The organism is Cryobacterium lyxosi (assembly GCF_004403345.1).
In the GTDB taxonomy this organism is placed as follows: Bacteria; Actinomycetota; Actinomycetes; order Actinomycetales; family Microbacteriaceae; genus Cryobacterium; species Cryobacterium lyxosi.
The window spans coordinates 405,288-426,020 of the sequence record NZ_SOGT01000002.1 but is presented as its reverse complement, the minus strand read 5'-3'; the positions used below and the strand labels follow the sequence as shown (position 1 = coordinate 426,020).

Genomic DNA, 20,733 nt, shown 5'->3' with positions numbered 1-20,733 from the left:
ACGAGCCGGACCGGGTTTGATTCAGCTGAATTCAGGCAGTCCGATGAATTCAGGCAGTCCGATGATTTCAGGCAGTCCGACGCATAGCGCGGCGTTCTCGTGCGCCCTCGACCAGTAGGTAGAGCACCGGAAGTACGATCAGGGTCAGCACAGTCGAGGAGATGAGCCCGCCGATGACCACGAGGGCGAGCGGCTGCGAGATGAATCCGCCGTGGCCGGTGAGGCCGATCGCCATCGGCACCAGGGCGAAGATGGTGGCGAGCGCCGTCATCAGAATGGGCCGCAGCCTGCGGCTCGCTCCGGCGACCAGTGCGTCGAATACCGCCAGGCCGCGCCGCCGGTACTGGTTGACCAGGTCGACCAGCACGATGGCGTTGGTCACCACGATCCCGATCAGCATGAGCACCCCGATCAGGGATGGCACGCCCAGCGGAATGCCGGTTACAACCTGGAGCGCGATCGCCCCGGTTGCCGCGAACGGCACCGACACAAGCAGCAACAGCGGTTGTAGCAGCGACCGGAACGTTGCCACCATCACGATGTAGACGATGAGGATGGCAACCAGCATCGCCACTCCGAGTTGCTGAAATGCCTCGGCCTGATCGGCGCTGACCCCGCCGAGCGTCGCGGTCGCGCCGGTCGGCAACTTCGTATCAACGAGCATCTGGCTCAGCTGCGCGTTCGCCGTGCCTAGATCATCGCTCGCGGGAGTCGCCGAGACGGTCGCCGTGCGCAGCCCCTTCGTCGTCGTGAGGGTGCTCGGTCCCTCGACCTGTTCAACGGTGGCGAGGGTGTCGAGGGCGACCGATCCGGCGCGGGTCGGGATCTGCACGGCTGCGAGATCAGCGGCTGTCGTCGGCGACGACTGCGCCGACAGGTACACGGTCAGGTTGGTCTCGTCGATCACAATCGATCCAATGGAGCTCGGCTGCATGGCCCGCGACACGAGCGTGCCGAGAGCGAATTCGCTCAACCCGGCAGCAGCCGCAGCCTTCCGGTCGACCGTGACGGCCAGGTACGGCAGCGAGGAGGCGAGAGTGTTCGCGCTCTCCCTGATCGCCCCGAGTTTTTGCACTGCAGTGAGAATGGTCGTCGTCGCGGTCTGAAGGTCGGCATCCGTTGCGGCCGTGATATCGACGGCAATGTCGGAGGAGGCCCCGAATCCGCTTGCCGCAGCCACCGAGATCTCGCCCACGTCACCCAGTGCCGTCAGTGCCGTGCGCGCCTGGTTTTGCACCGCATCGGCATTGGCACCGTCGGCTGTGGTGATCGAATAGGTCACGGCGCTCGAGCTGGGCGCACCGCCGCGAAACGCGCTCGCTGCACTTCCGCCGCCGATCGACAGCTGCACGATGTCGATACCGTCGAGGCCCTGCAGCGCGGTCTCGACCGACGCGGATGCCGCATCCTGCGCGGCCAGGCTGCTGCCCACTGGCAGCGTTTGCGTCACCCGAAAGGTGTCCTGCCCGGTTGATCCGAGAAAGTTCACCTTCATGAACGGCACGAGCGCGGCCGTTCCGCCGAGCACGAGAACCGCCAGCAGCAGCGTCGCGACGGCATGCTTGAGCGTGAATCGAATGACCGGCAGGTACCCCTGCTGCAGCCGCCCCGGGTTCTCACCGGCCTCGGCCGCCGCCGACAGCCCCGTCGAAGCGGATGCCGCTGCGGCGTGCCGCGAGCGAGCGCCGTTCGCCGGAGCGGACGCGTGAGCCACCACAGCCGGACCGGCACCGATCACGCCGTCAGTGGCCAGGCCAGCAGGAGCCAGGCCGGCCGGGGCTGCCTCCTGCGGCACGATTCCCGGTGCCAGGTCGGTGGGGCGCTCGTCATCGGCGACCACCAGGGTTTTCGGCGCTCGCAAAAACCAGAACGCGAGCACGGGCACGATGGTCAGTGACACGAGCAGCGAGGCGAGCAGGGCGATCGTCACGGTGAGCGCGAATGGGCGAAACAATTCCCCGGTCGATCCGCCAATGAAGGAGATCGGCAGGAACACCGTGACCGTGGTGACCGTCGACGCGGTGATGGCCCCCGCGACTTCGCGCACCGCGAAGACGATCGTGGCGGCGCGGTCGGCGCCGGCAACAAGGTGCCGTTTGATGTTTTCGATCACCACGATCGAATCGTCGACAACCCGGCCGATGGCGATCGTGAGTGCCCCGAGGGTGAGGATATTGAGCGAATAACCCACGCCCTGTAAGCCGATGAAGGTGATCAGCACCGAGGTCGGAATCGAGATGGCCGTGACCGGGGTGGCGCGCACCGAAAGCAGGAACAGCAGAATCACGATTACCGCGAAGCCGAGACCGAGCAGACCTTCCTGGGTGAGCGCGTCTATCGACTGCTGGATGAACGGCGCCTGGTCGAACACGACCGTGAACGTGGCCAGCGCGACGGCCGCCTCGAGCTGCGGCAGGATCGCACGTACCGCCCTGGACACGTCGACCGTGTTCGCGGCGGGCACCTTGGTGACGGCGATAGTGAGGGCCGGTTTGCCGTTTACCCGGGAAATGCTGGTGATCGGGTTTTCCACCAGGGCGACCGTCGCGACGTCGCCGATGGTTGTGGGGGCGGCATCCGCTGCGGCACCGACGCCAGCACCGGTGAAACCGGCCGAGCTGGCCACGAGCGGGAGCGCGATGATGTCCTCGACCGAGTTGAGTTTGCTGCCGGCCTGCACCGACAGTGTCGTGTCACCCTCGGTGATGGCGTCGGCCGGAACCAGCGACCCGTTCTGCTGGAGCGCATCCCGGAGGTTTTGCGTGCTCCATCCGCGCGCGGCAAGCTCATCGACGTTGGGCGTGATCGTGACGCGGCGGCCGATATCGCCGACCAGGGTGGCGTCGCGCACGCCGGCCACGTCTCGAATGTCACCGAGCACGCTGCGCTTCAACTGGTCAGCGAGCGCCACGGTGTCACTCGAGGCGACCGCGAGCGAGATCACCGGAAAGTCATCGATACTGCCGCTGATCACCTGCGGGTCGACGTCGGCCGGCAGCACGTTCTTGATGCGGTTGATGGCCTGGTCGATGCGGGATTCGGCCTTGACCAGGTCGGTGCCGTAGGTGAAGGTGGCGCTCACCAGCGACGAGTTGGTGTCGCTCGTCGTCGACGTCGTTTCGAGGCCGACGAGGCCCTGGATGGCGGTCTCGATCGGGGTTGAAACGTCGTCGTTGACGACCTGCGGCGACGCCCCCGGGTAGCTGGTCGACACGAGCAGCTGCGGAAGCTGCAGGGATGGAATGAGCTCCTGCTTGAGGCCGGTCAGGGCCAGGCTGCCGAACACGGCCGCCACGATGGTGATGAGGGCGATCAGCGCCCGGTTCTTCATGCTCACTACCGCGAGAAAATGCACCCGCTCAGTATGCCAGTACGCACAGTGCGCCCGACCTTTAGACTGAATGCTCGTGACTCGTCGACTGATCCAACTGCTGATTGGCCTTTTTCTCTACGGAATCGGCATTGCACTGATTGTGCGCGCTGGTATTGGCGTGGCCCCCTGGGATGTGCTCACCCAGGGGATCGACAATCACACGCAGCTCGGCTTCGGGCTGATCACGATTCTGCTGAGCGGGGTCGTGCTCCTGCTGTGGATTCCCATTCGGCAAAAGCCCGGCGCTGGAACGCTGCTGAACGCCGTGCTCGTGGGGCCGGCAGCCGATGTGGGCCTGTGGCTGATTCCCGCCAACCTCGATCTCTGGGCGCGCATCGTGTTGTTCGCTGTCGGTCTCCTGACCGTGGCTGTCGCCACCGGCCTCTACATCGGGGCGCACTTCGGCCCCGGCCCGCGCGATGGCCTGATGACCGGCCTGCACAAGCGCACCGGCTGGAAGATCTGGATCGTGCGTACCGGCATCGAGGTGATGGTGCTCGGCATCGGCTGGGCGCTCGGGGGCAACGTGGGAATCGGCACCGCACTGTTCGCCGTGCTGATCGGTCCCCTCTGCCAACGCACGATCCCGCTCTTCGCAATCAAACGTGCGGTCCGCGCGGCCGATCCCGCCCGCGCCGGGACCGCCTAACGGGGCGCCGAACGGGGCGGCTACAGGGGCGGCTACAGGGGTCGCCGGACTGTGCGCGAAAGGTAACGGTCGACGGAGGACAACATCACGTCGCGCACACACTCCGTCTTCTCCGGGTCAAGCGGATCAGCCGGCTGTAAGCCCGCAGAACTCGGTGATCGTGCCCTCGAGAATATCGGCGAGCGCCCGCACCGATGGCGCGTCAGCCCACTCGATGTCGGCGTGCAAACCCTCGCCGTCGGCGCCGAAAACGACGCAGGGTATGCCTGCTTCAAGAATGAGTCCCGCGTCGGTCCAGAACGGTTCGCCACGCGTGACCGCTGGGTGTTCGAGTACCCGCTGCGCATTGGCCGTCAGCGCCCGCACGATAGGCCACTGCGGCTCGGCCTCAAAGGCAGCGCGGGCCACCAGTCTGGTCAGCGCGAACTGGAACTGCGGTTCTGCCACGGTCAACGCGGTCAAGAGTGCGAGCAATTCGGTCTCGACGCTCTCGGGTGACTGACCGGGCAGCATCCGTCGTTCGACGGTGAGGACGCAGCGAGCCGCGACCGTGGCCGCGTCGTCGCCGCCGGCAATCTGCGACACTCGAACGGCGCCGTGGCCGAGCGTGGCATGCGCCGGGGCTGCGTTGAGCCGTTGCTGCAGGCCGTCGAGGGCGCGTAACACGAGGCCGGCATGCCAGATGGCGTCGACGCCGAGCTCGGGCTGTGAGCCGTGCGCGGCGAGGCCGGTCAGCTCGAGTTCAAACCAGGCGAAGCCGCGGTGCGCTGTGGTGAGTTCGAGGCTGCTCGGCTCGACCACCAGGGCGGCGTCGGCCCGAAAGCTGCGCAGCACCTCCTCGGTGCCGATGCTGCCGAATTCTTCGTCGGCGACCAACGTCACGATCACATCCCCGGCTAACTCACCAGCGGATGCCCGCGCCGCCGCCACGAGAATGGCCGCGACCCCACTCTTGGTATCGACGGCTCCGCGCCCGTACACCCGGCCGTCCCGGAGATCGCCGCTGAACGGATCGACCGCGCCGGGAGCGACGCCGACCGTATCGAGGTGGGCGTTGAGCATGAGTGAGCGGCCGGTACCGGTGCCGCGCTTCACGCCGACGACCGACGGGCGCCCGGGAGTCTGCTCCAGCACCGTGACGTCGAAACCCTGCTGCCGCAGCCACTCACTGCACCAGATCGCGATCTCGGCCTCCCCCGCGGCTCCCGGCACGAGGTCGGGATTGACCGAATCGATGCGCACGAGCTGCTGCAAAATCGTGACGGGGTCGCTCGCAGGGGGTAGACGGGTCATCCCTAAAATCTAGGCCCTCCCGCGAGTGCCACAGAATCGTTGCTGCTGGCGTGCTGAAGCATCCAGTCACCCGCATCGCGATGCCACGTAACTGTTTGCCCGCTTTCGCGGAATTAAGCGCTGCCCTCGGTAGGGTGCAGCATGAGCAAAACGGCGCGGTGGGGGCTGGTTCCGGCGGCGCTGGTGAGCGCATCCGCTGTGCTGCTCTTCGCATTGCGGATGCCGCTTCCCGGCTACGCGACGCTGGCCGCGGCGCTCGTGCTCGCGTTTCTGATCGACCGGGCTTTATTTCGCGACCTGTTGCTGCTTGCCATTGGTCTTGGCATCATCAGCTCGATCTCGGTCGCGGCGAACATCAGCTACCCCAACATCGCGCTCATGGGCACGGTACTGAGCCTGTCGGTGCTCGTGCCGTACCTGCTCTCGCGCTATTACTTTGGGGAACACGCGATTCGGTTTCCGATTCGCACCGGGCAGCGCTGGACCAGGCTCGAACGGGCCTACCTGCCGCTCGTGGTGCTGCTCGGGTATCTCATTCTTCCAAGCTATTTCATCGGAAGCGGCGCGTACCAGAACTGGCCAGCGGTGACCGCGCCCGATGAGATCGCCCGGCTGTTCGTGGGCGTGGGTTTTGTGGGCATCTGGGATGAACTGTTCTTCATCTGCATCGCGTTCACCCTGCTGCGGCGGCATTTCCCCGACTGGCAGGCGAATATTCTGCAGGCCGTGATCTTCTCGTCGTTCCTGTGGGAGCTCGGCTACCAGTCGTGGGGTCCGCTGCTGACCGTGCCGTTCGCGCTGCTGCAGGGTTACACCTTCGCCCGCACCCGATCGCTGACCTATGTTGTCTGTGTGCACCTGCTCTTCGACCTGGTGGTGTTCCTCGTGCTCGTGCACGCCCACAATCGCGACTGGCTGGCTATTTTTCTGTATTGACGCTCGTGCACCTCTCAGGAACGCGCTATATCGTGTCTTCCACAACACGCGATATAGCGCGAGTTCATATTTTTGAAAGGACAACCCAGTGTCACTGGAAAAATGGCTGGTCGCCCCCGGGCAGACCAAGATAATCGACGTCGAACTGGTGCGTAAGCTCAAGGTTGGCCTCATTGGCGGGACGGTCGATATCATCGGCCATGACGAACCCGGCGCGCGCATCGAAGTGCACGGCGTCACCGGCAAAGATCTGAAGATCTCGATGGACGGCGACCGCCTCGAGATCGACCACCCGCAGCTGCGCTGGGATAACTTCATCGAGGTGTTCGCGTCATTTCGCGGCACCGCACGCGCCGAGGTGAGCCTCTCCGTTCCCCGCGACGTCGCGCTTCGCTTCGGAGTCGTCACGGCCGATGCCCTCGTCTCGGGACTGCGCAACGACGCCAAGCTGAGCACCGTCTCCGGCGATATTGTCATCGACGACGTGCAGGGCGACCTCGAGCTCAACGCGGTGAACGGAGAAATCTCGGTGCGCAATCACGTCGGAACGCTCTCCGTGCACACCGTATCGGGCGATATCACAGCCAGCGGCAGCATCCGTCAATTCACGCTCGACGGGGTCTCGAGCAACGTGTTCCTCGACCTGGCCGGCTCGCCGGACCAGATCGTGACGAACACGGTCAGCGGCAACCTCACCGTGCGGCTCGAACCCGGCGTCGCCGCGCGCTACCACCTCAACACTCTCTCCGGCACACTCCAGCTCGACGAGCACACCGTGCGCACCGCTTTCGGCAAAGGTTACGAGGGCTCCACCGGCGCCCTCGACGGCAGCTGGCTCGACGTGCGCTCCAACTCCGTGTCTGGCGACATCTCGGTCGTGCGCAGCGAGACCGTCGGTGCCGAGCCAACCGGAACAGCATCGACCGGTACGGCATCGACCAACGCAACATCGACCAGCGCAGCATCGACCAGCGCAGCATCGACCAGCGCAGCATCGACCAGCGCAGCGGATGCCGCACCGCCAGCCTCCCCCGATACGCGGCAGGACCCGGCATGAGCGCCATGTTCGCCCACGGCAGCCTGCGCCTCTACCTGCTGAGCCTGCTCGCCGAGCGGCCCCGACACGGCTACGAGCTGATCCAGGCACTGAGCGACCGGTTCGGCGGAACGTACAGCCCGAGCGCCGGCACGATCTACCCGCGGCTGGCCAAGTTCGAAGAAGAAGGACTCGTCACCAAGCAGACCGACGGCCGCAAGACCGTCTACGAGATCACCGATGCCGGCCGCGCCGAACTGCTCGCCCGCAACGGCGAACTCGGAGCAATCGAAGACGAGGTGACCGACTCTGTGCGGCGCCTCGCCGACCAGGTACGCACCGGCGTCAACTCCGCCATGAAAACCCTGCGAGCAGACCTCGCCTCGGCCGCGCGGGAGGCCCGCGATGCCACCAAGGCCGACCCGCGCGGCTACGACGGCACAGCCGGTTCGTGGGATCCAGCGGGCTCGTCGACCGGGGAGCGACCCCGCCCGACGCCGACAGCCGCCGAAGACCCGCCGCCCGAGACCTCGACTACCGACGCATCGACTACCGAGACCTCGACTACCGACGCCTCGACTACCGAGACAGCGACCGCTTCGGCATCGACTGCGCGCCACGACTCCACGCGCGCCCTGCGCGAGGCCGACATGGTGCTGAATGAGTTTCGGCAGCAGCTGCGCGCCGACCTGCGCACGCAGGCCTACCGGTCGACCCTGCCGCCCGACACCGTTTCGACACTCCGTCGAAAGCTCGTCGACGTGCGCGCAAGCATCCTCGCCATCCTGCATCCGTAGCCCTGCACGGCCTGGGTTGTAAGGCCGGCAATTTTCGCGACACGCCGTTTCTTTCGGCCGCTCAGCACGTCGTGTCGAAATTTTTCCGGTTGGACATCGGCCGATCGATTTGACACGGAACCGGGTAGGTGTAATGTCGACCCTCGTGACACCCGAGGCGAATGCCCCCGTACCAGAGAACCGATCACCGAAACGGTGGATCATCGGCGATCCGCTCCCCACCGAGCATTTGGACGGCCAACTGCTGCCCAAACACCTCGCCCTGCCCATCTTTGCGAGCGACCCGCTGTCGAGCGTGGCGTACGCGCCGCAAGAACTCCTCATGATCCTGACCCTCGGCGGGCTGGCATTCCTGAGCTTCGCGCCGTGGGTCGCCGCGGTCGTCGTCGTGCTGCTCGTCGTTGTGGTCGCGTCCTACCGCCAGCTGATCAAGGCGTACCCATCGGGCGGCGGCGACTACGAGGTCGCCCACAAGAACCTGGGTGAGAAAGCCGGCCTGGTCGTCGCATCCGCCCTGCTGGTCGACTACGTCATGACCGTGGTCGTGTCGGTCGCGAGCGGCGTGGACAACATCATCTCGGCGATACCCGCGCTGGCCCCCCTGCGCGTCGAACTCGCCGTCGTGTTCATCATCCTGCTCGCGGCAGCTAACCTGCGCGGCGTTCGGGAGTCGAGCAAGGCCTTCGCCGTGCCGACCTACCTGTTCATCGGCAGCGTGCTGCTCATGATCATCGTCGGCCTGGTTCGGGCACTCCTCGGCGATGCACCGGTGGCCGAATCGGCTGGCTATGACGTGCAGGGCGAGAACCTCGCGCAGGCCGCTTTCATCTTGCTGCTGCTGCGCTCCTTCGCGAGCGGATGCTCCGCCTTGACCGGCGTGGAAGCGATCGCCAATGGGGTGCCAGCGTTCAAACACCCCAAGGTCAAAAACGCCCAGCGCACGCTCACCCTCATGGGCGGCATCGCCATCGTTCTGTTCGTCGGGCTGACCACCCTCGCCCTCATCTCCCAGGTGCACTACGCAGAACGTGCCTGCGACCTGATCGGCTGGGCCGAGTGCGCTACAGCTCCACAGCGCAGCCTGATCGCCCAGGTCGCCGCGGCAACGTTCGGCGACTACTCCATCATGTTCTTCGTGCTGCAGGCGGCCACAGCGGCCGTGCTCTTGCTCGCTGCGAACACGGCTTTCAACGGCTTCCCACTGCTCGGATCGGTGCTTGCCCGCGACTCCTACGCGCCGAAGTCGCTCAGCACCCGCGGCGACCGTCTCATCTACTCCAACGGGGTTGTGCTGCTCGCCCTCGCCGCCTGCGTCATCATGGTGGTCTACCGGGCCAACCTCACCGTGCTGATTCAGCTCTACATCATCGGCGTGTTCGTGTCGTTCACGCTCGGCCAGACCGGCATGGTGCGACACTGGCTGAAACTGCTCAAAAAGAATCCGCCGAACCGGGGCTCGATCATTCTGAGTTTGTCGATCAACGGTTTTGGCGCGGCACTGACCGGCGTCGTGCTCATCGTCGTCACCGTGACGAAATTCACCCACGGCGCGTGGCTGGTGTTCGTGATGATGCCGGTGCTGTTCTTTCTCATGATGGGCGTCAACCGGTATTACCGCGACGTCGCGAAGGAGATCGAAGTCGACCCGATCACGACCTTCGGATCGCAGGGCGACCATGCAATCGTGCTCGTGGGCAAAATGCAGAAGCCCGTTCTGAAAGCCCTCGACTACGCCATCGCGGCGCGGCATGTCAGCTTGGAAGCGGTGCATGTCTCCATTGACACCGTCGAGACCAAGGAACTCAAACGTGCCTGGGTCAAGCAGAACATCCAGGTGCCATTGCGCATCGTCGCCTCGCCCTACCGCGACATCAGCTGGCCGCTGATCAACTACATCAAGGAGCGTCGCCAGGATCACGGTTCCGAGGTCATCACCGTGTACACACCGATCTACATCGTCGGGCATTGGTGGGAAGGCTTGCTGCACAACCACAAGGCGCGCCGGCTGCGCCAAAAACTCATGCTCGTGCACGGCGTCACCATTGCCCTCGTGCCCTGGCTGCTCGACTCCTCTGAGCTCATCTACGGCCGCCGCTCCCGCCCGATCCCCGGTCAGGACCGCCGCGGCGAGCCCGTGCGCTCCCGGCCGGTGTCGCGCCGGCCGCTCGCTCCACCCACGGGAACGGCCGAGACCGCGACGAAGTCGACCCCGATCGTCGGAACCGTTCCGTCGCAGTCGCGACCGTCGACATCCCGTCGCCGCAAGCGCAAGTAGCAGCGTCACCGTTTCAGCAGCGCGGTGGGCGTCGGGCTACAGCCTGGCCATGATCTGCCGGGCGATGATGCGACCGGCCCGGTTGGCGCCGACGGTGCTCGCCTGCGGGCCGTAACCGGCGAAGAAGATGCGCGGGTCGGTCCAGGACGCACCGGAAGTAACCGAAACACCGCCGGCCTTCTCGCGCAGCTTGAGCGGGGCCAGGTGTCGCAGCTCCGGGCGAAAACCGGATGCCCAGACGATCGCGTCGGCCTCGGTGAAGGTTCCATCGCTCCACCGCACGCCGGTCGGCTCAATGCTCGAAAACATCGGACGAGCCACGAGTAGTCCCCGGTCGATGCCGGCCGCAATGCGGCGCGTGACCGGCACCCCGGTACCGCTGACAATACTCGGGAGGGCTTTGCCAGCCCGGGCCGCGCGATCCTGCGACATCACGGCCGCCACAGCGGTCACCTCCGCCAGCTCGTCGGTGTGACTGAAATCGATCGGACGACGTGCTACCCAGGTCAACTCACTCGCCACCCCTTCGAGCTCGAGCAGGAACCCGATCGCCGAGGTGCCGCCGCCAACGACGATCACCCGCTGAGCCTCGAATGCGTCGCTCGAGACGTAGGTCGCCGTGTGCACCTGCGTACCCTCGAAGGTGCTCGCTCCGGGGTAGTGCGGCACGAACGGCGCGCCCCAGGTGCCGGTCGCGTTGACGATCATGCGTGCGTCGGTTTTCTGGTCACCGAACACCGGGGAACTCGTGGCCACGACCAGGTTGGACTGCAGCGGAACCACGCTGGTCACGGTCACCGGCCGCACCACGTTCAGCTCGAAATGCTGCTCGTAGTCGCGGTAGTAGTCGCGGACAACGTCGCGGGCCGGCACGGTGTGGTCGGCCGTGTCAAAGCTCAGGCCGAGTTCTTTCATGCCGGGAAGGTCGTTGACACGGTGTGCCGACCCGAGCTGCAGGGCCTGCCAGCGGTGCTGCCAGGCGCCGCCGGTGCTCGGGCCCCGGTCGAAGATGATGAAGTCGCGGCCGGCCACCAGCTCGAACCGACGCAGGTAGAAGCCGACGGACAGCCCGGCCTGGCCGGCGCCGATGATGACGATGGGCACGCTGACGTTGCCCGTCATGTCACCCCATTCCTACGGATTAGCCGTGCGAACGGCGTCCGCGGGGCACAAGGCCCGTCATGCTAAACTAAACTCTAGTTTTTACACATTCCGTTCGGCAAATCCCGAGGGTCTCGCGACCTGCTCGGCCAGGCATCGTAAGGGGGTCACGCATGGGGCGCGGCCGTCAAAAAGCAAAGCACACCAAGGTAGCTCGGGAGCTGAAGTACTTCAGCCCGGATACCAACTACAACGCGCTCGAACGCGAGCTGACCGGGCATCCATCCGATCCTCGCCTCGACGAAGACCTCGCCAAGTGGCCCGAGTATGAAGCGGACAAGGCGAAGAGCGCGGCCGGTGACGGCGCCACGGATTCGTCGGATTCCGCGGACGACGACGACGATCCCGACGACGATGACCGTTACGTGGACCACTACGCGCCCGAAGACGAGAAGAAGCGCGCTTAGCCTGCAACGGCGGGCGGCGACATCCGCTCGCCCTTGGCGCGCTCCGTGATCAGGGGCGGCGTCTCATTCGACGTCGCCCCTGCTGCCGAAGGCGGTCGCGCCCGGCCCTCGACGGTTACGCTGCGCTACTTCGCGTAAGTCCCGACGAGGCGCACTGCGCCGCCGTTGACGCCCTTGGCGCCCTGCTCGAACCCCGTCAGGTCGTGCGCAGCGCGCGAGACGCGGCCGGTGACCCAAGCGGGAATTCCGCTCGTGGCCAGACGGGCTATGACCGATGAGGCAGAGGCCGCATCCACGACGGCGAACATGCCCACTCCGAGGTTCCAGGTTCCCTCCGCGCTTTCCAGCGTGGACCCGGCCATGTCGCCGAGCACCCGGAACACGGGTGCCGGCGACCAGGTGGACCGGTCCACCTCGACCCACGACCCAACGGGTAACACGCGGGCGAGGTTTGCGGCAATGCCGCCGCCGGTGACGTGGCTGAGCGAGTGGATGGCGCCGGCCAGCGCAGGCTCATCGAGCACGTCGAGCAGGGGGCCGGTATACAGTCGGGTCGGCTCCAGCAGGGCTTCGCCGACCATGCCGCCCAGTTCAGCCGACATGTCGGTGTAGCCGATGCCGCGTTGCGCCAGGATATGGCGCACGAGCGAGTAACCGTTGGAATGCAGGCCACTGGAGGCCAGCGCGATGACCACATCACCGGAGAGCACCTTCTCGGCGCCGAGCACCTGGTCGGCCTCGACCACGCCGGTGGCCGCGCCGGCCACGTCGTAGTCGTCTGGACCGAGCAGACCGGGATGTTCGGCGGTTTCACCACCGACGAGAGCGGTTCCGGTCTCGGAGCAGGCGCGGGCGATGCCAGCCACGATCGAAGCGATGCGCTCGGGCACGACCTTGCCGCAGGCGATGTAGTCGGTCATGAACAGCGGGCGTGCACCGACCACGATGATGTCGTCGACGACCATGCCGACCAGGTCCTGGCCGATGGTGTCGTGCTTGTCGATCGCCTGGGCGATGGCGACCTTGGTGCCGACACCATCCGTCGACGTGGCCAGCAGGGGCTGCCGAAATTTGGTGAGGAACGACACGTCGAACAATCCAGCAAAGCCACCGACACCGCCCCAGACCTCGGGGCCGTGGGTCTTGGAGACGGCCGATTTCATAAGCCCAACGGCAAGGTCACCGGCCCGGGTGTCGACTCCGGCTGCTGCGTAGCTCGCGTTGGTCGAAGTGCTGGAGTTGCTCATTCTGGTCTTCCCGGGTCACCGAACGGTACTTGGCCCAATCGCGCAAGGGCTTCTTCTTTACGAACGAAGGGAGCCAGCACGGCTTCCAGTTCGGAATCCGGGCCGGGGTCGCATCCGTTTGATGCCGCCGGGCGCTCGAGCAGGTTCTTGCCAAGGTGCTGCGCTTCTGGCAATGCGATCGGGTAGATGCCCGTGAAACACGCAGTGCAGAGGCGTTCGCGCGGCTGTTCGGTGGCTTCGATCATGCCGTCTTCGGAGAGGTAGCCGAGGCTGTCGGCGCCGATCGACTGGCGCACTTCGTCAATTTCGAGGCCGGTCGCGACGAGTTCGGCGCGGCTGGCAAAGTCGATTCCGTAGAAGCACGGCCAGGTGATCGGCGGGCTCGAGATGCGCACGTGCACCTCGGCGGCGCCGGCCTCGCGCAGCATGCTCACGAGGGCGCGTTGCGTGTTGCCGCGCACGATCGAGTCATCGACCACGATCAGCCGTTTGCCCTTGATGACGTTCTTGAGCGGGTTCAACTTCAAGCGGATACCGCGCTGCCGGATGGTTTGCGACGGCGCGATGAACGTGCGCCCGACGTACGAGTTCTTGACCAGGCCCTGGCCGAACGGAATGCCCGACGCCTGCGCGTAGCCGATGGCCGCCGGAGTACCGGATTCCGGAGTGGGAATGACGAGGTCAGCCTCGACCGGGTGCTCGGCGGCGAGCCGGCGCCCCATCTCCACCCGGGCCTCGTGCACGCCGCGGCCCGCGATGGTGGTGTCGGGGCGGGCGAGGTAGACGTATTCGAAGACGCAGCCCTTGGGCTCGGCCTTCGCGAATCGTTGTGTGCGCAGCCCGTTCTCGTCGATAGTGATGAGCTCACCCGGCTCGACCTCGCGCACGAAGCTGGCACCGACGATGTCGAGGGCTGCGGTCTCAGAGGCGACGACCCAGCCGCGTTCGAGGCGTCCGAGCACCAATGGCCGCACGCCCTGCGGGTCGCGGGCCGCATAGAGCGTCGTTTCGTCCATGAAAACGAGGCAGTAGGCGCCACGGAGGCGCGGCAACACTTCGAGCGCAGTGGCTTCGAGAGTGTGATCGAGATCGCCGGTGAGCAGGGCGGTGATCACTGCGGTGTCGGTGGTGTTGCCGCGGGCGAGTTCGCCATCAACCTGCGGATATCGTTCGCGCACGAGCTGCAGCAGCTCGGCGGTGTTGGTGAGGTTGCCGTTGTGGCCGAGGGCTACCGTTCCGCTCGAGGTACGGCCGAGGGTCGGCTGGGCGTTCTGCCAACTCGATGAACCCGTCGTGGAATACCGGGTGTGGCCGACGGCGATGTGCCCGAGCAGGGTACTCAGCGAGGCCTCATTGAAGACCTGCGAGACGAGTCCCATGTCTTTGTAGATGAGGATCTTGCTGCCGTCACTCGTGGCGATTCCGGCCGATTCCTGACCGCGGTGTTGCAGCGCATACAGCCCGAAGTAGCTGAGTTTGGCTACCTCTTCACCGGGAGCCCAGACACCGAAGACGCCGCAAGCGTCTTGCGGGCCCTTTTCGCCTGGAAGAAGATCGTGATTTAACAGTCCGTCGCCACCAGGCAAGCCGCAGCCTCTTTACTTCTCGTTGAACGCTTGAAAATCATCGTTGGGAGTACCGGAGCCAGGCTCAGCGGTACGCAGTTCGTTGGTACGTGCTTCGTTCGCCCCCAGTCTATCGGCGACGACGGACACGCGCGATCGACCGATGATCCGGTCGATGATGAGGGCAACGACCGCGCCGAGCGTCGTGCCGACGGCGAGACCGCCGAGCAGCAGGAAACCGAAAATTTGCACCCGGTCGTACTCGTTGTTCTCGGGAAAAGAGATCGTGAGGATCAGGGCGAGCAGCACGCCGACAATGGCGCCGAGCAGCATGAAATTGCGGTACCGCGGCGCCCGATGCACGGTCACGGTCGTGTCCCCCAGTACGGTCTCACTCGCGGTCGCACTCGCGGTCGCACTCGCGGTCGCACTGTCGGTCGCACTGTCGGTCGCACTGTCGGTCGCACTGTCGGTCGCACTGTCGGTCGCACTGTCGGTCGCACTGTCGGCGACGGTATCGTTCGACGGGTCCTGGGGCTGCTCGGTGGAACTCACCCGTTTATTGTCCCATGGACAGATGGAAGACTGACTCTATGAACACGATTGCGGTACTCGGAAGCGCCAATATGGACCTCGTCGTACGCCAGGCGCGCCTCCCCCTGCCCGGTGAGACGATCTTCGGGGCCGGTTTCAGCACGGTCCCGGGCGGCAAGGGACTGAATCAGGCGGTTGCCGCCGCTCGACTCGGCGCGGACGTGACCTTTCTGGGAGCGGTGGGAGCGGATGCCTACGGGACCGAGCTGCGTGCGCTGCTAGTGAGCGAGGGCATCCGTTCTACCGAACTCGCCACAGCGGATGCCCCCACCGGCACCGCCCACATCTCCGTCGTGGACAGCGGCGAGAATTCCATCGTCGTGGTGTCGGGAGCCAACGCCACCGTCACCACCCTGAGTGTGGAGCAGCGCGCAGTCGTTGCCGATTCGTCGTTTCTGGTCATGCAGTGCGAGCTGCCGACCCGGGTATTGGTCGAGGGACTCGCGCTCGCTCGCGCGGCCGGTCTGTTCACGGTGCTGACCCCGGCACCGGTGGTGCCGCTGCCGCCTGGCTTTCTCGCCTCGGTCGACCTCGTCGTACCCAACCAGGGTGAAGCCGCCGAACTCACCGGGGAGAGCGACCCGGTTCGTGCTGCGGAGGTGCTCAGCGCCGGCGGCACCTGGGCGATCGTGACTTTGGGTTCGGAAGGATCGGTCGTGGCCTATGACGGTGAGGCGCTCGGGCTCGCTCCGGCTCGCCCGGTGACAGCGGTCGATACGACTGCGGCGGGCGATACCTTCGTCGGGGCCCTCGTAGCGCGCCTGGCGGTCGGTTACGTGCGCGGCACCGCCATCACTCCCGATCAGATGATCGAGGGCGTGCGCTACGCCACGATCGCGTCCTCGATCGCGGTGACCCGCGCCGGGGCCACCACCTCGATGCCCGCCCAAGCCGAGGTTGACGCAATCCTCCGCTAGCGCTCGAGCGCACAACAAAGACCCGATTGGCTAGCTCTACCGGGCTCTTTGCACGCTCTCCGACGCGGGCACCGTGAATTCCTGGCGCTCCAGGTCGAGGGTGGGATCGTCGGAGTTGTACGCGTCGAGATAGGGCGCGTAAGTGCGCACGCTGATCTGCTCGGCGGCGTTGTCGAAGTGCAGCAGCCGCAGAAACGACTGCCCTCCCTCTGGCAGACCCTCATGGGGCGGCCCCGCTCAAACTATGGTCAGCACCCATTCCGAACGTGTCTTCCACCTGAACAAACGAGATCTCTACCCCTGACACGCGTGTCTCAAGGTCAGAGCCTCGGAACGTGGCCCGTGACGGCGGCGCGAGCTTCATATGCCTGCAGTAGCGAAGCGAGGGTGTTACTTGTCCCAGGTGGGTTTTTCGACGGAAGTGGCGGCGCGGTTTTGGCCGGCGGGGCGCCAGGTTTGGGTGGGGTCGAAGACGAGCGGGCCGCGGATCCAGGGTCGGCCGTCTCGCATGTCGATGTGCCAGCCGGAGGTCTCGATGCTGGCATGGCCGGCGTTACAAAGCAGCACCGCGTTGTCGATATCGGTGCGGCCACCCTCACGCCACGGTTTCAGGTGGTGTACCTGGGTGAGCTGGGGTGGCACGGTGCAGCCGGGGATGACACACCCGCCGTCCCGAGCAGCCAACGCTCGGCGTTGCTGGGCGGTGAAGAATCGGTTACTGGTGCCGAGGTGCAGGATCTTGCCGTTGTGGCCGAACAGCACCGGTTGATACCCGCCGGCGCAGATCAATTCGTCGACCTGGGTAGTGGTGAGTGGTCCGTCGATGCCGTCGATCCAGCCGGCGCCGCGGCCAGCCAGGAGGTCGTTGATGTTGATGTGCACAAGCACGGTGGGGGCCGCGCCGCCCAGGGTCGGGGCGCCCGGGTGCCGTGCGGCGGCTTCGAACACTGCGCGGAGAATGCCAGCCTGTTTTTCGCTGCGCGAGCGGGTGTCGTCGGGTTGCTGCGGGCACGGACCGTGTAAGTCTGAACTGAGCGCATCGGGACTGAGCGGGTTGAAACTGAGCGGGTCGGGTGGGTCGCTGCCGAGCGTGTCGCTGGCCTCGCTGGTCGCTCCGACCTCGGGGACTTTGCGCGTTCCGCTGTCCTCGGCGGCTTCGCCGGCCACGACGACCTCGACGCTCGTTTCCGAAGCTGGCTTGTCGTTGCTTTCGGTTTCACGAAACGCGACCCGGGCACGCGGAGTGCTGTCGAAGACTCGGGTCGTGCCGGGAACCGGGGTCGCGGTGTTTTCGGCTCCGGGAACTGGGGTCGCGGTGTTTTCGGCTCCTGGGACCGGGTTCGCCGCCGCGGCGGAGAGGAAAGCGTCGAAGACGTTGCTGACAACGGCTCGATCGAGGGTGGTGAACCAGCCGTTTAGGCTGTAGCCGCCGTTGCTGAGGTTGCCGAAGGTAAGCCAGCTGCGCCGTTCGGGCGGGGTCTCACCGGGCGCGGTGCCGTCGGGGGCGAGGCGGGCCTTCCACTGGATGCCCTGCTGCCGCAGCAACTCCGGTGCGAACGCGATACCGGCACCGGGAAGCCCCTCGGTTTCGGGGGTGATTGCGCCGGAGCCGCTGGCGACCAAGGAACGTTCCACCCGGTCGAGATCCTCCACCAGGACGGAGGAGCGCAGGCCGTCGAGCACCGACACGATCACGCGCGCCTGCTCGAGCCCGAGTTTCCCACACTGCAGTGCTTCACCGAGAACGGGGTAGGTGGGGGCGAGAGGGCGGCCGAGGAGCATCCGCTGGCCGGCTTTCTCGCCGAGCGCGGACCGCTGGCGAACCTCGGCTCGGGACAGCCGGGCGAGGGTGCAGATCAGGTCCACGCCGCTGCGGCAGCCGAGGCGACGGGCCAGCGTCGGCGCAGCCAGCGTCGGCGCAGCCATAGCCCCCGCCGCGTTAGCAGCCGCCGCGCTCCCCGGCACGGCGCTCCCCGGCACGGCGCTCCCCGTTATCGCAGAGGCTGCATCAGCACTCGTAGCAGCAGCCTGGGCGGTAGATGCCTGGGCGGTAGATGCCTGGGCAGCGGCGCTCTGGGCCGCGGCAGCATCGAAATACACGGACCGGCGCAGCACATCTGTGGTGGAAAGCACCCGGGCTCCGTCGACCACCCGGCCCACATTTTCCAGCGCGAGCAGCACGGTCAGCGATTCTTCATCACCGAGCAGCCCGAACGACACACCACGCAACGCCGCCAATAGAATCTCCCGAGCCTGCTCCACCGCCACAATCACGGGGTGTGAACTGAACTCACTCGGGTTTTCCATGAACATGGGCGCCATTGCCTCCTTCACGCCATTCTACCGCGAATCGAACACAAAAGCGAGAGAACCTCAGAAGTATTCCAGGTGCCAAATTGGGGCGATCGATGCGAATTCACGATGACAGCGGTCAATTCTGCAAGGTATTACCGAGGCCCGCCCTCGTGATTCACCGCCGCGGCAGTCTGCGTCCTATCGAAGAAATAAACGATTCTTCATCAGAAATAAGCCCCGAACAATTTCGCCGGCCCCACGGCCCGACGCAGCCAATTCTCCGCCGCCGATGAACGACCGCGGCGGTCATCGGCGCTGAGTTGGCTCGTGGTCTTCCTGTACCCCGACGACCCTGCACCCCGACGACTGTGCACCCCGACGACCCTGCACCCGACGACTGTGCACCGCCTTCCGCCCGTGCCTCGCCGGTACCAGTGCCTCGCCGGTACCAGTGACTCAACGCAAACGCCCGACAGCATCGAAACTCAACCCTCAGGGAAGGGGCAGCACCGGCACATGCCCGATCAGGGTGGCCCGGGACCCGGAGGCGTGGATGGCGCCGCTCGCCAGGCCGTCCGCCCAGGGCAGGGCACCGGTAGCGAGCGCGAGCCAGGTGGCGGCATCCGTTTCGATGACGTTGGGCGGTGTACCGCGGGTGTGGCGCGGGCCGGCGACGCACTGCACTGCGCCGAACGGCGGCACGCGCACCTCAAGAGTGTTGCCCTCAGCCTGTTCGGCCAGCAGCTGCAGGGTGTAGCGCACGGCTTGCGCCCGGATGTCCCGGCTCGCGCTGTTACCCGCAGCGACCGCCGCGAGGGCCGCTCGCACGGCCGCCCGGCCGGCTCCGTCGTCGATACGCGCTCGTGCCATGCTTCCAGTCTGCCCGATCCGCCGGGCCCGGGGCATCGGGTAGCCTGAAACGGTGAAAATTCTGGTCCTTGGTTCCGGTGCCCGCGAGCACGCCATTATCACCGCGCTGCTTCGTGAGCAGCCGCGACCGAGCGTCGAATGCGCCCCCGGCAACGCCGGTATCGCCGCCGAAGTTGCGGTCGTAGCGCTCGACCCCAACGACCCGGTCGCCGTCGCCGACTATGCCGTGTTGAACAGCATCGAACTCGTCGTCATCGGCCCGGAGGCCCCGCTCGTGGCCGGCGTCGCCGACGCCCTGCGCACTCGCGGTATCGCCGTATTCGGGCCCGACCGGGCCGCCGCTGCCCTCGAGGGCAGCAAGACCTTCGCCAAACGCATCATGGATGAGGCCGGGGTTCCCACCGGCCGCGCCGTGCGCGCGGGCTCACTCGCCGAAACCAGCGTTGCGCTCGACGAGTTCGGAGCGCCCTACGTGGTCAAGGCCGACGGCCTCGCCGCTGGCAAGGGCGTGCTGGTCACATCGGATCGCGCCGCAGCCCTCGCCCACGCCACCTTCTGGCTCGAACACGGCAGCGTGCTCATCGAAGAGTTCCTCGACGGCCAGGAGATCTCGCTGTTTCTACTCAGCGACGGCCACAGCGTCTTACCGCTCTCGCCCGCCCAGGACTACAAACGCGCCCTCGACCACGACGCCGGTCCGAACACCGGCGGCATGGGCGCGTACTCGCCGCTGCCCTGGCTCGACGCCCGGTTCGGCAGCGAGAACGAGTTCGTCGACGAGATCATCGAGACGGTTGCGTTGCCGACGATACGCCAGCTCGCCGCCGAGGGCACCCCGTTCGTCGGGTTGCTCTACTGCGGACTTATTTTGACGGATGCCGGCATCCGAGTCATTGAATTCAACGCGCGCTTCGGAGACCCCGAGACGCAGGTCGTGCTGCCGCGCCTGCTCACGCCGCTGTCTGGCCTGCTGCTGGCCGCCGCGACCGGCACACTCGGCACACTACCCCGACCGGAGTTCTCCGCCGATGTGGCCGTGACGGTGGTGGTCGCGAGCGAAAATTACCCAGAATCCCCGCTGGTCGGGCGCGAGATCACCGGATTGGACGCCGCATTGCGGGTGCCCGGTGTCACGATCGCACACGCCGCGACGGCGGCTCGGGGTGACACGATCGTGTCCACCGGCGGCCGAGTGCTCAGCGTCGTCGCCGTGGGCGCCTCATTCATCGAGGCCCGCGCGCGTGCCTACGAGGCGCTCGGGCAGGTGTCACTGGAGGGCTCACACTATCGAACAGACATCGCCGCCCGCGTCGCCTGA

The 20,733-nt window shown here is 66.1% G+C and carries 16 protein-coding genes; 8 read left to right on the top strand and 8 right to left on the bottom strand.

What is annotated here, in order from left to right:
* Nucleotides 1-67: 67 nt before the first annotated feature.
* Nucleotides 68-3,355, bottom strand: a complete 3,288-nt coding sequence (locus E3T27_RS02975) for an efflux RND transporter permease subunit (protein WP_134571509.1) — start codon at nucleotides 3,353-3,355, stop codon at nucleotides 68-70.
* Nucleotides 3,356-3,401: 46 nt separating this feature from the next.
* On the opposite strand from E3T27_RS02975, the gene yczE reads away from it, so the two are divergent.
* Nucleotides 3,402-4,022, top strand: coding sequence for a membrane protein YczE (gene yczE, locus E3T27_RS02970; protein ID WP_104197442.1), 621 nt, complete (start codon nucleotides 3,402-3,404; stop codon nucleotides 4,020-4,022).
* 126 nt (nucleotides 4,023-4,148) lie between these two features.
* Here the strand turns inward: yczE and E3T27_RS02965 are convergent, their stop codons facing one another.
* On the bottom strand, nucleotides 4,149-5,315 hold the full coding sequence (locus tag E3T27_RS02965) for a M20/M25/M40 family metallo-hydrolase (protein WP_134571508.1): 1,167 nt from the start codon (nucleotides 5,313-5,315) through the stop codon (nucleotides 4,149-4,151).
* Nucleotides 5,316-5,456: 141 nt separating this feature from the next.
* Here E3T27_RS02965 and E3T27_RS02960 point away from each other — a divergent pair, with 141 nt between their 5' ends.
* The 4 genes from E3T27_RS02960 (at nucleotide 5,457) to E3T27_RS02945 (ending at nucleotide 10,359) form a co-directional block, all read left to right on the top strand.
* Nucleotides 5,457-6,251: a CPBP family intramembrane glutamic endopeptidase gene (locus E3T27_RS02960; protein ID WP_104197440.1), complete on the top strand. Its 795-nt coding sequence runs from the start codon at nucleotides 5,457-5,459 to the stop codon at nucleotides 6,249-6,251.
* Between the two features lie 88 nt (nucleotides 6,252-6,339).
* Complete coding sequence (locus E3T27_RS02955) at nucleotides 6,340-7,308, top strand: DUF4097 domain-containing protein (protein WP_241992093.1); 969 nt, start codon at nucleotides 6,340-6,342, stop codon at nucleotides 7,306-7,308.
* Nucleotides 7,305-8,084 (top strand): PadR family transcriptional regulator, encoded by a 780-nt coding sequence (locus E3T27_RS17275; RefSeq protein WP_420898030.1) that lies wholly within the window; start codon nucleotides 7,305-7,307, stop codon nucleotides 8,082-8,084. The genes E3T27_RS02955 and E3T27_RS17275 overlap by 4 nt, the downstream gene beginning before the upstream one ends.
* A 133-nt stretch (nucleotides 8,085-8,217) precedes the next feature.
* Nucleotides 8,218-10,359 carry an APC family permease gene (locus tag E3T27_RS02945; protein ID WP_241992092.1) on the top strand — a complete coding sequence of 714 codons (2,142 nt, stop codon included), beginning with the start codon at nucleotides 8,218-8,220 and terminating at the stop codon, nucleotides 10,357-10,359.
* 36 nt (nucleotides 10,360-10,395) lie between these two features.
* On the opposite strand, the gene E3T27_RS02940 is transcribed toward E3T27_RS02945, so the two are convergent.
* Nucleotides 10,396-11,481, bottom strand: coding sequence for an NAD(P)-binding domain-containing protein (locus E3T27_RS02940; RefSeq protein ID WP_134571507.1), 1,086 nt, complete (start codon nucleotides 11,479-11,481; stop codon nucleotides 10,396-10,398).
* A 152-nt stretch (nucleotides 11,482-11,633) separates the two neighbouring features.
* On the opposite strand from E3T27_RS02940, the gene E3T27_RS02935 reads away from it, so the two are divergent.
* Nucleotides 11,634-11,927 (top strand): DUF3073 domain-containing protein, encoded by a 294-nt coding sequence (locus E3T27_RS02935; protein ID WP_104197437.1) that lies wholly within the window; start codon nucleotides 11,634-11,636, stop codon nucleotides 11,925-11,927.
* A gap of 125 nt (nucleotides 11,928-12,052) precedes the next feature.
* Here the strand turns inward: E3T27_RS02935 and purM are convergent, their stop codons facing one another.
* From purM to E3T27_RS16880, 3 genes are read right to left on the bottom strand one after another with little or no spacing between them, the layout of a single operon-like run.
* Nucleotides 12,053-13,174: a phosphoribosylformylglycinamidine cyclo-ligase gene (purM, locus tag E3T27_RS02930; protein WP_134571506.1), complete on the bottom strand. Its 1,122-nt coding sequence runs from the start codon at nucleotides 13,172-13,174 to the stop codon at nucleotides 12,053-12,055.
* Complete coding sequence (purF, locus tag E3T27_RS02925; protein WP_233200819.1) at nucleotides 13,171-14,760, bottom strand: amidophosphoribosyltransferase; 1,590 nt, start codon at nucleotides 14,758-14,760, stop codon at nucleotides 13,171-13,173. Before purF ends, purM begins: the two co-directional genes overlap by 4 nt.
* 12 nt (nucleotides 14,761-14,772) lie before the next feature.
* The gene (locus tag E3T27_RS16880; protein WP_241992091.1) at nucleotides 14,773-15,294 is read right to left on the bottom strand and encodes a hypothetical protein; all 522 of its coding nucleotides are present in this window, start codon (nucleotides 15,292-15,294) and stop codon (nucleotides 14,773-14,775) included.
* Between the two features lie 38 nt (nucleotides 15,295-15,332).
* On the opposite strand from E3T27_RS16880, the gene E3T27_RS02915 reads away from it, so the two are divergent.
* A complete protein-coding gene (locus E3T27_RS02915; protein WP_104197433.1) occupies nucleotides 15,333-16,250 on the top strand; it encodes a ribokinase in 918 nt (305 codons plus the stop codon).
* Between the two features lie 390 nt (nucleotides 16,251-16,640).
* Here E3T27_RS02915 and E3T27_RS02910 read toward each other — a convergent pair whose 3' ends face one another.
* Both E3T27_RS02910 and E3T27_RS02905 read right to left on the bottom strand, forming a co-directional pair.
* Nucleotides 16,641-18,572 carry an HNH endonuclease signature motif containing protein gene (locus E3T27_RS02910; protein ID WP_134571505.1) on the bottom strand — a complete coding sequence of 644 codons (1,932 nt, stop codon included), beginning with the start codon at nucleotides 18,570-18,572 and terminating at the stop codon, nucleotides 16,641-16,643.
* A 465-nt stretch (nucleotides 18,573-19,037) separates the two neighbouring features.
* Entirely contained in the window at nucleotides 19,038-19,415 is a 378-nt protein-coding gene (locus E3T27_RS02905) for a sterol carrier family protein (RefSeq protein ID WP_104197431.1), read from the bottom strand.
* Between the two features lie 52 nt (nucleotides 19,416-19,467).
* On the opposite strand from E3T27_RS02905, the gene purD reads away from it, so the two are divergent.
* On the top strand, nucleotides 19,468-20,733 hold the full coding sequence (gene purD / locus E3T27_RS02900; RefSeq protein WP_134571504.1) for a phosphoribosylamine--glycine ligase: 1,266 nt from the start codon (nucleotides 19,468-19,470) through the stop codon (nucleotides 20,731-20,733).

What these genes read in the sequence shown, in the direction of transcription:
- yczE (WP_104197442.1), top strand. Translation starts at nt 3,402, where the DNA reads ATGCTCGTGACTCGTCGACTGATCCAACTGCTGATTGGCCTTTTTCTC.
- E3T27_RS02965 (WP_134571508.1), bottom strand. Translation starts at nt 5,315, where the DNA reads ATGACCCGTCTACCCCCTGCGAGCGACCCCGTCACGATTTTGCAGCAG.
- E3T27_RS02960 (WP_104197440.1), top strand. Translation starts at nt 5,457, where the DNA reads ATGAGCAAAACGGCGCGGTGGGGGCTGGTTCCGGCGGCGCTGGTGAGC.
- E3T27_RS17275 (WP_420898030.1), top strand. Translation starts at nt 7,305, where the DNA reads ATGAGCGCCATGTTCGCCCACGGCAGCCTGCGCCTCTACCTGCTGAGC.
- E3T27_RS02945 (WP_241992092.1), top strand. Translation starts at nt 8,218, where the DNA reads ATGTCGACCCTCGTGACACCCGAGGCGAATGCCCCCGTACCAGAGAAC.
- E3T27_RS02940 (WP_134571507.1), bottom strand. Translation starts at nt 11,481, where the DNA reads ATGACGGGCAACGTCAGCGTGCCCATCGTCATCATCGGCGCCGGCCAG.
- E3T27_RS02935 (WP_104197437.1), top strand. Translation starts at nt 11,634, where the DNA reads ATGGGGCGCGGCCGTCAAAAAGCAAAGCACACCAAGGTAGCTCGGGAG.
- purM (WP_134571506.1), bottom strand. Translation starts at nt 13,174, where the DNA reads ATGAGCAACTCCAGCACTTCGACCAACGCGAGCTACGCAGCAGCCGGA.
- E3T27_RS02915 (WP_104197433.1), top strand. Translation starts at nt 15,333, where the DNA reads ATGAACACGATTGCGGTACTCGGAAGCGCCAATATGGACCTCGTCGTA.
- E3T27_RS02910 (WP_134571505.1), bottom strand. Translation starts at nt 18,572, where the DNA reads ATGGCGCCCATGTTCATGGAAAACCCGAGTGAGTTCAGTTCACACCCC.
- E3T27_RS02905 (WP_104197431.1), bottom strand. Translation starts at nt 19,415, where the DNA reads ATGGCACGAGCGCGTATCGACGACGGAGCCGGCCGGGCGGCCGTGCGA.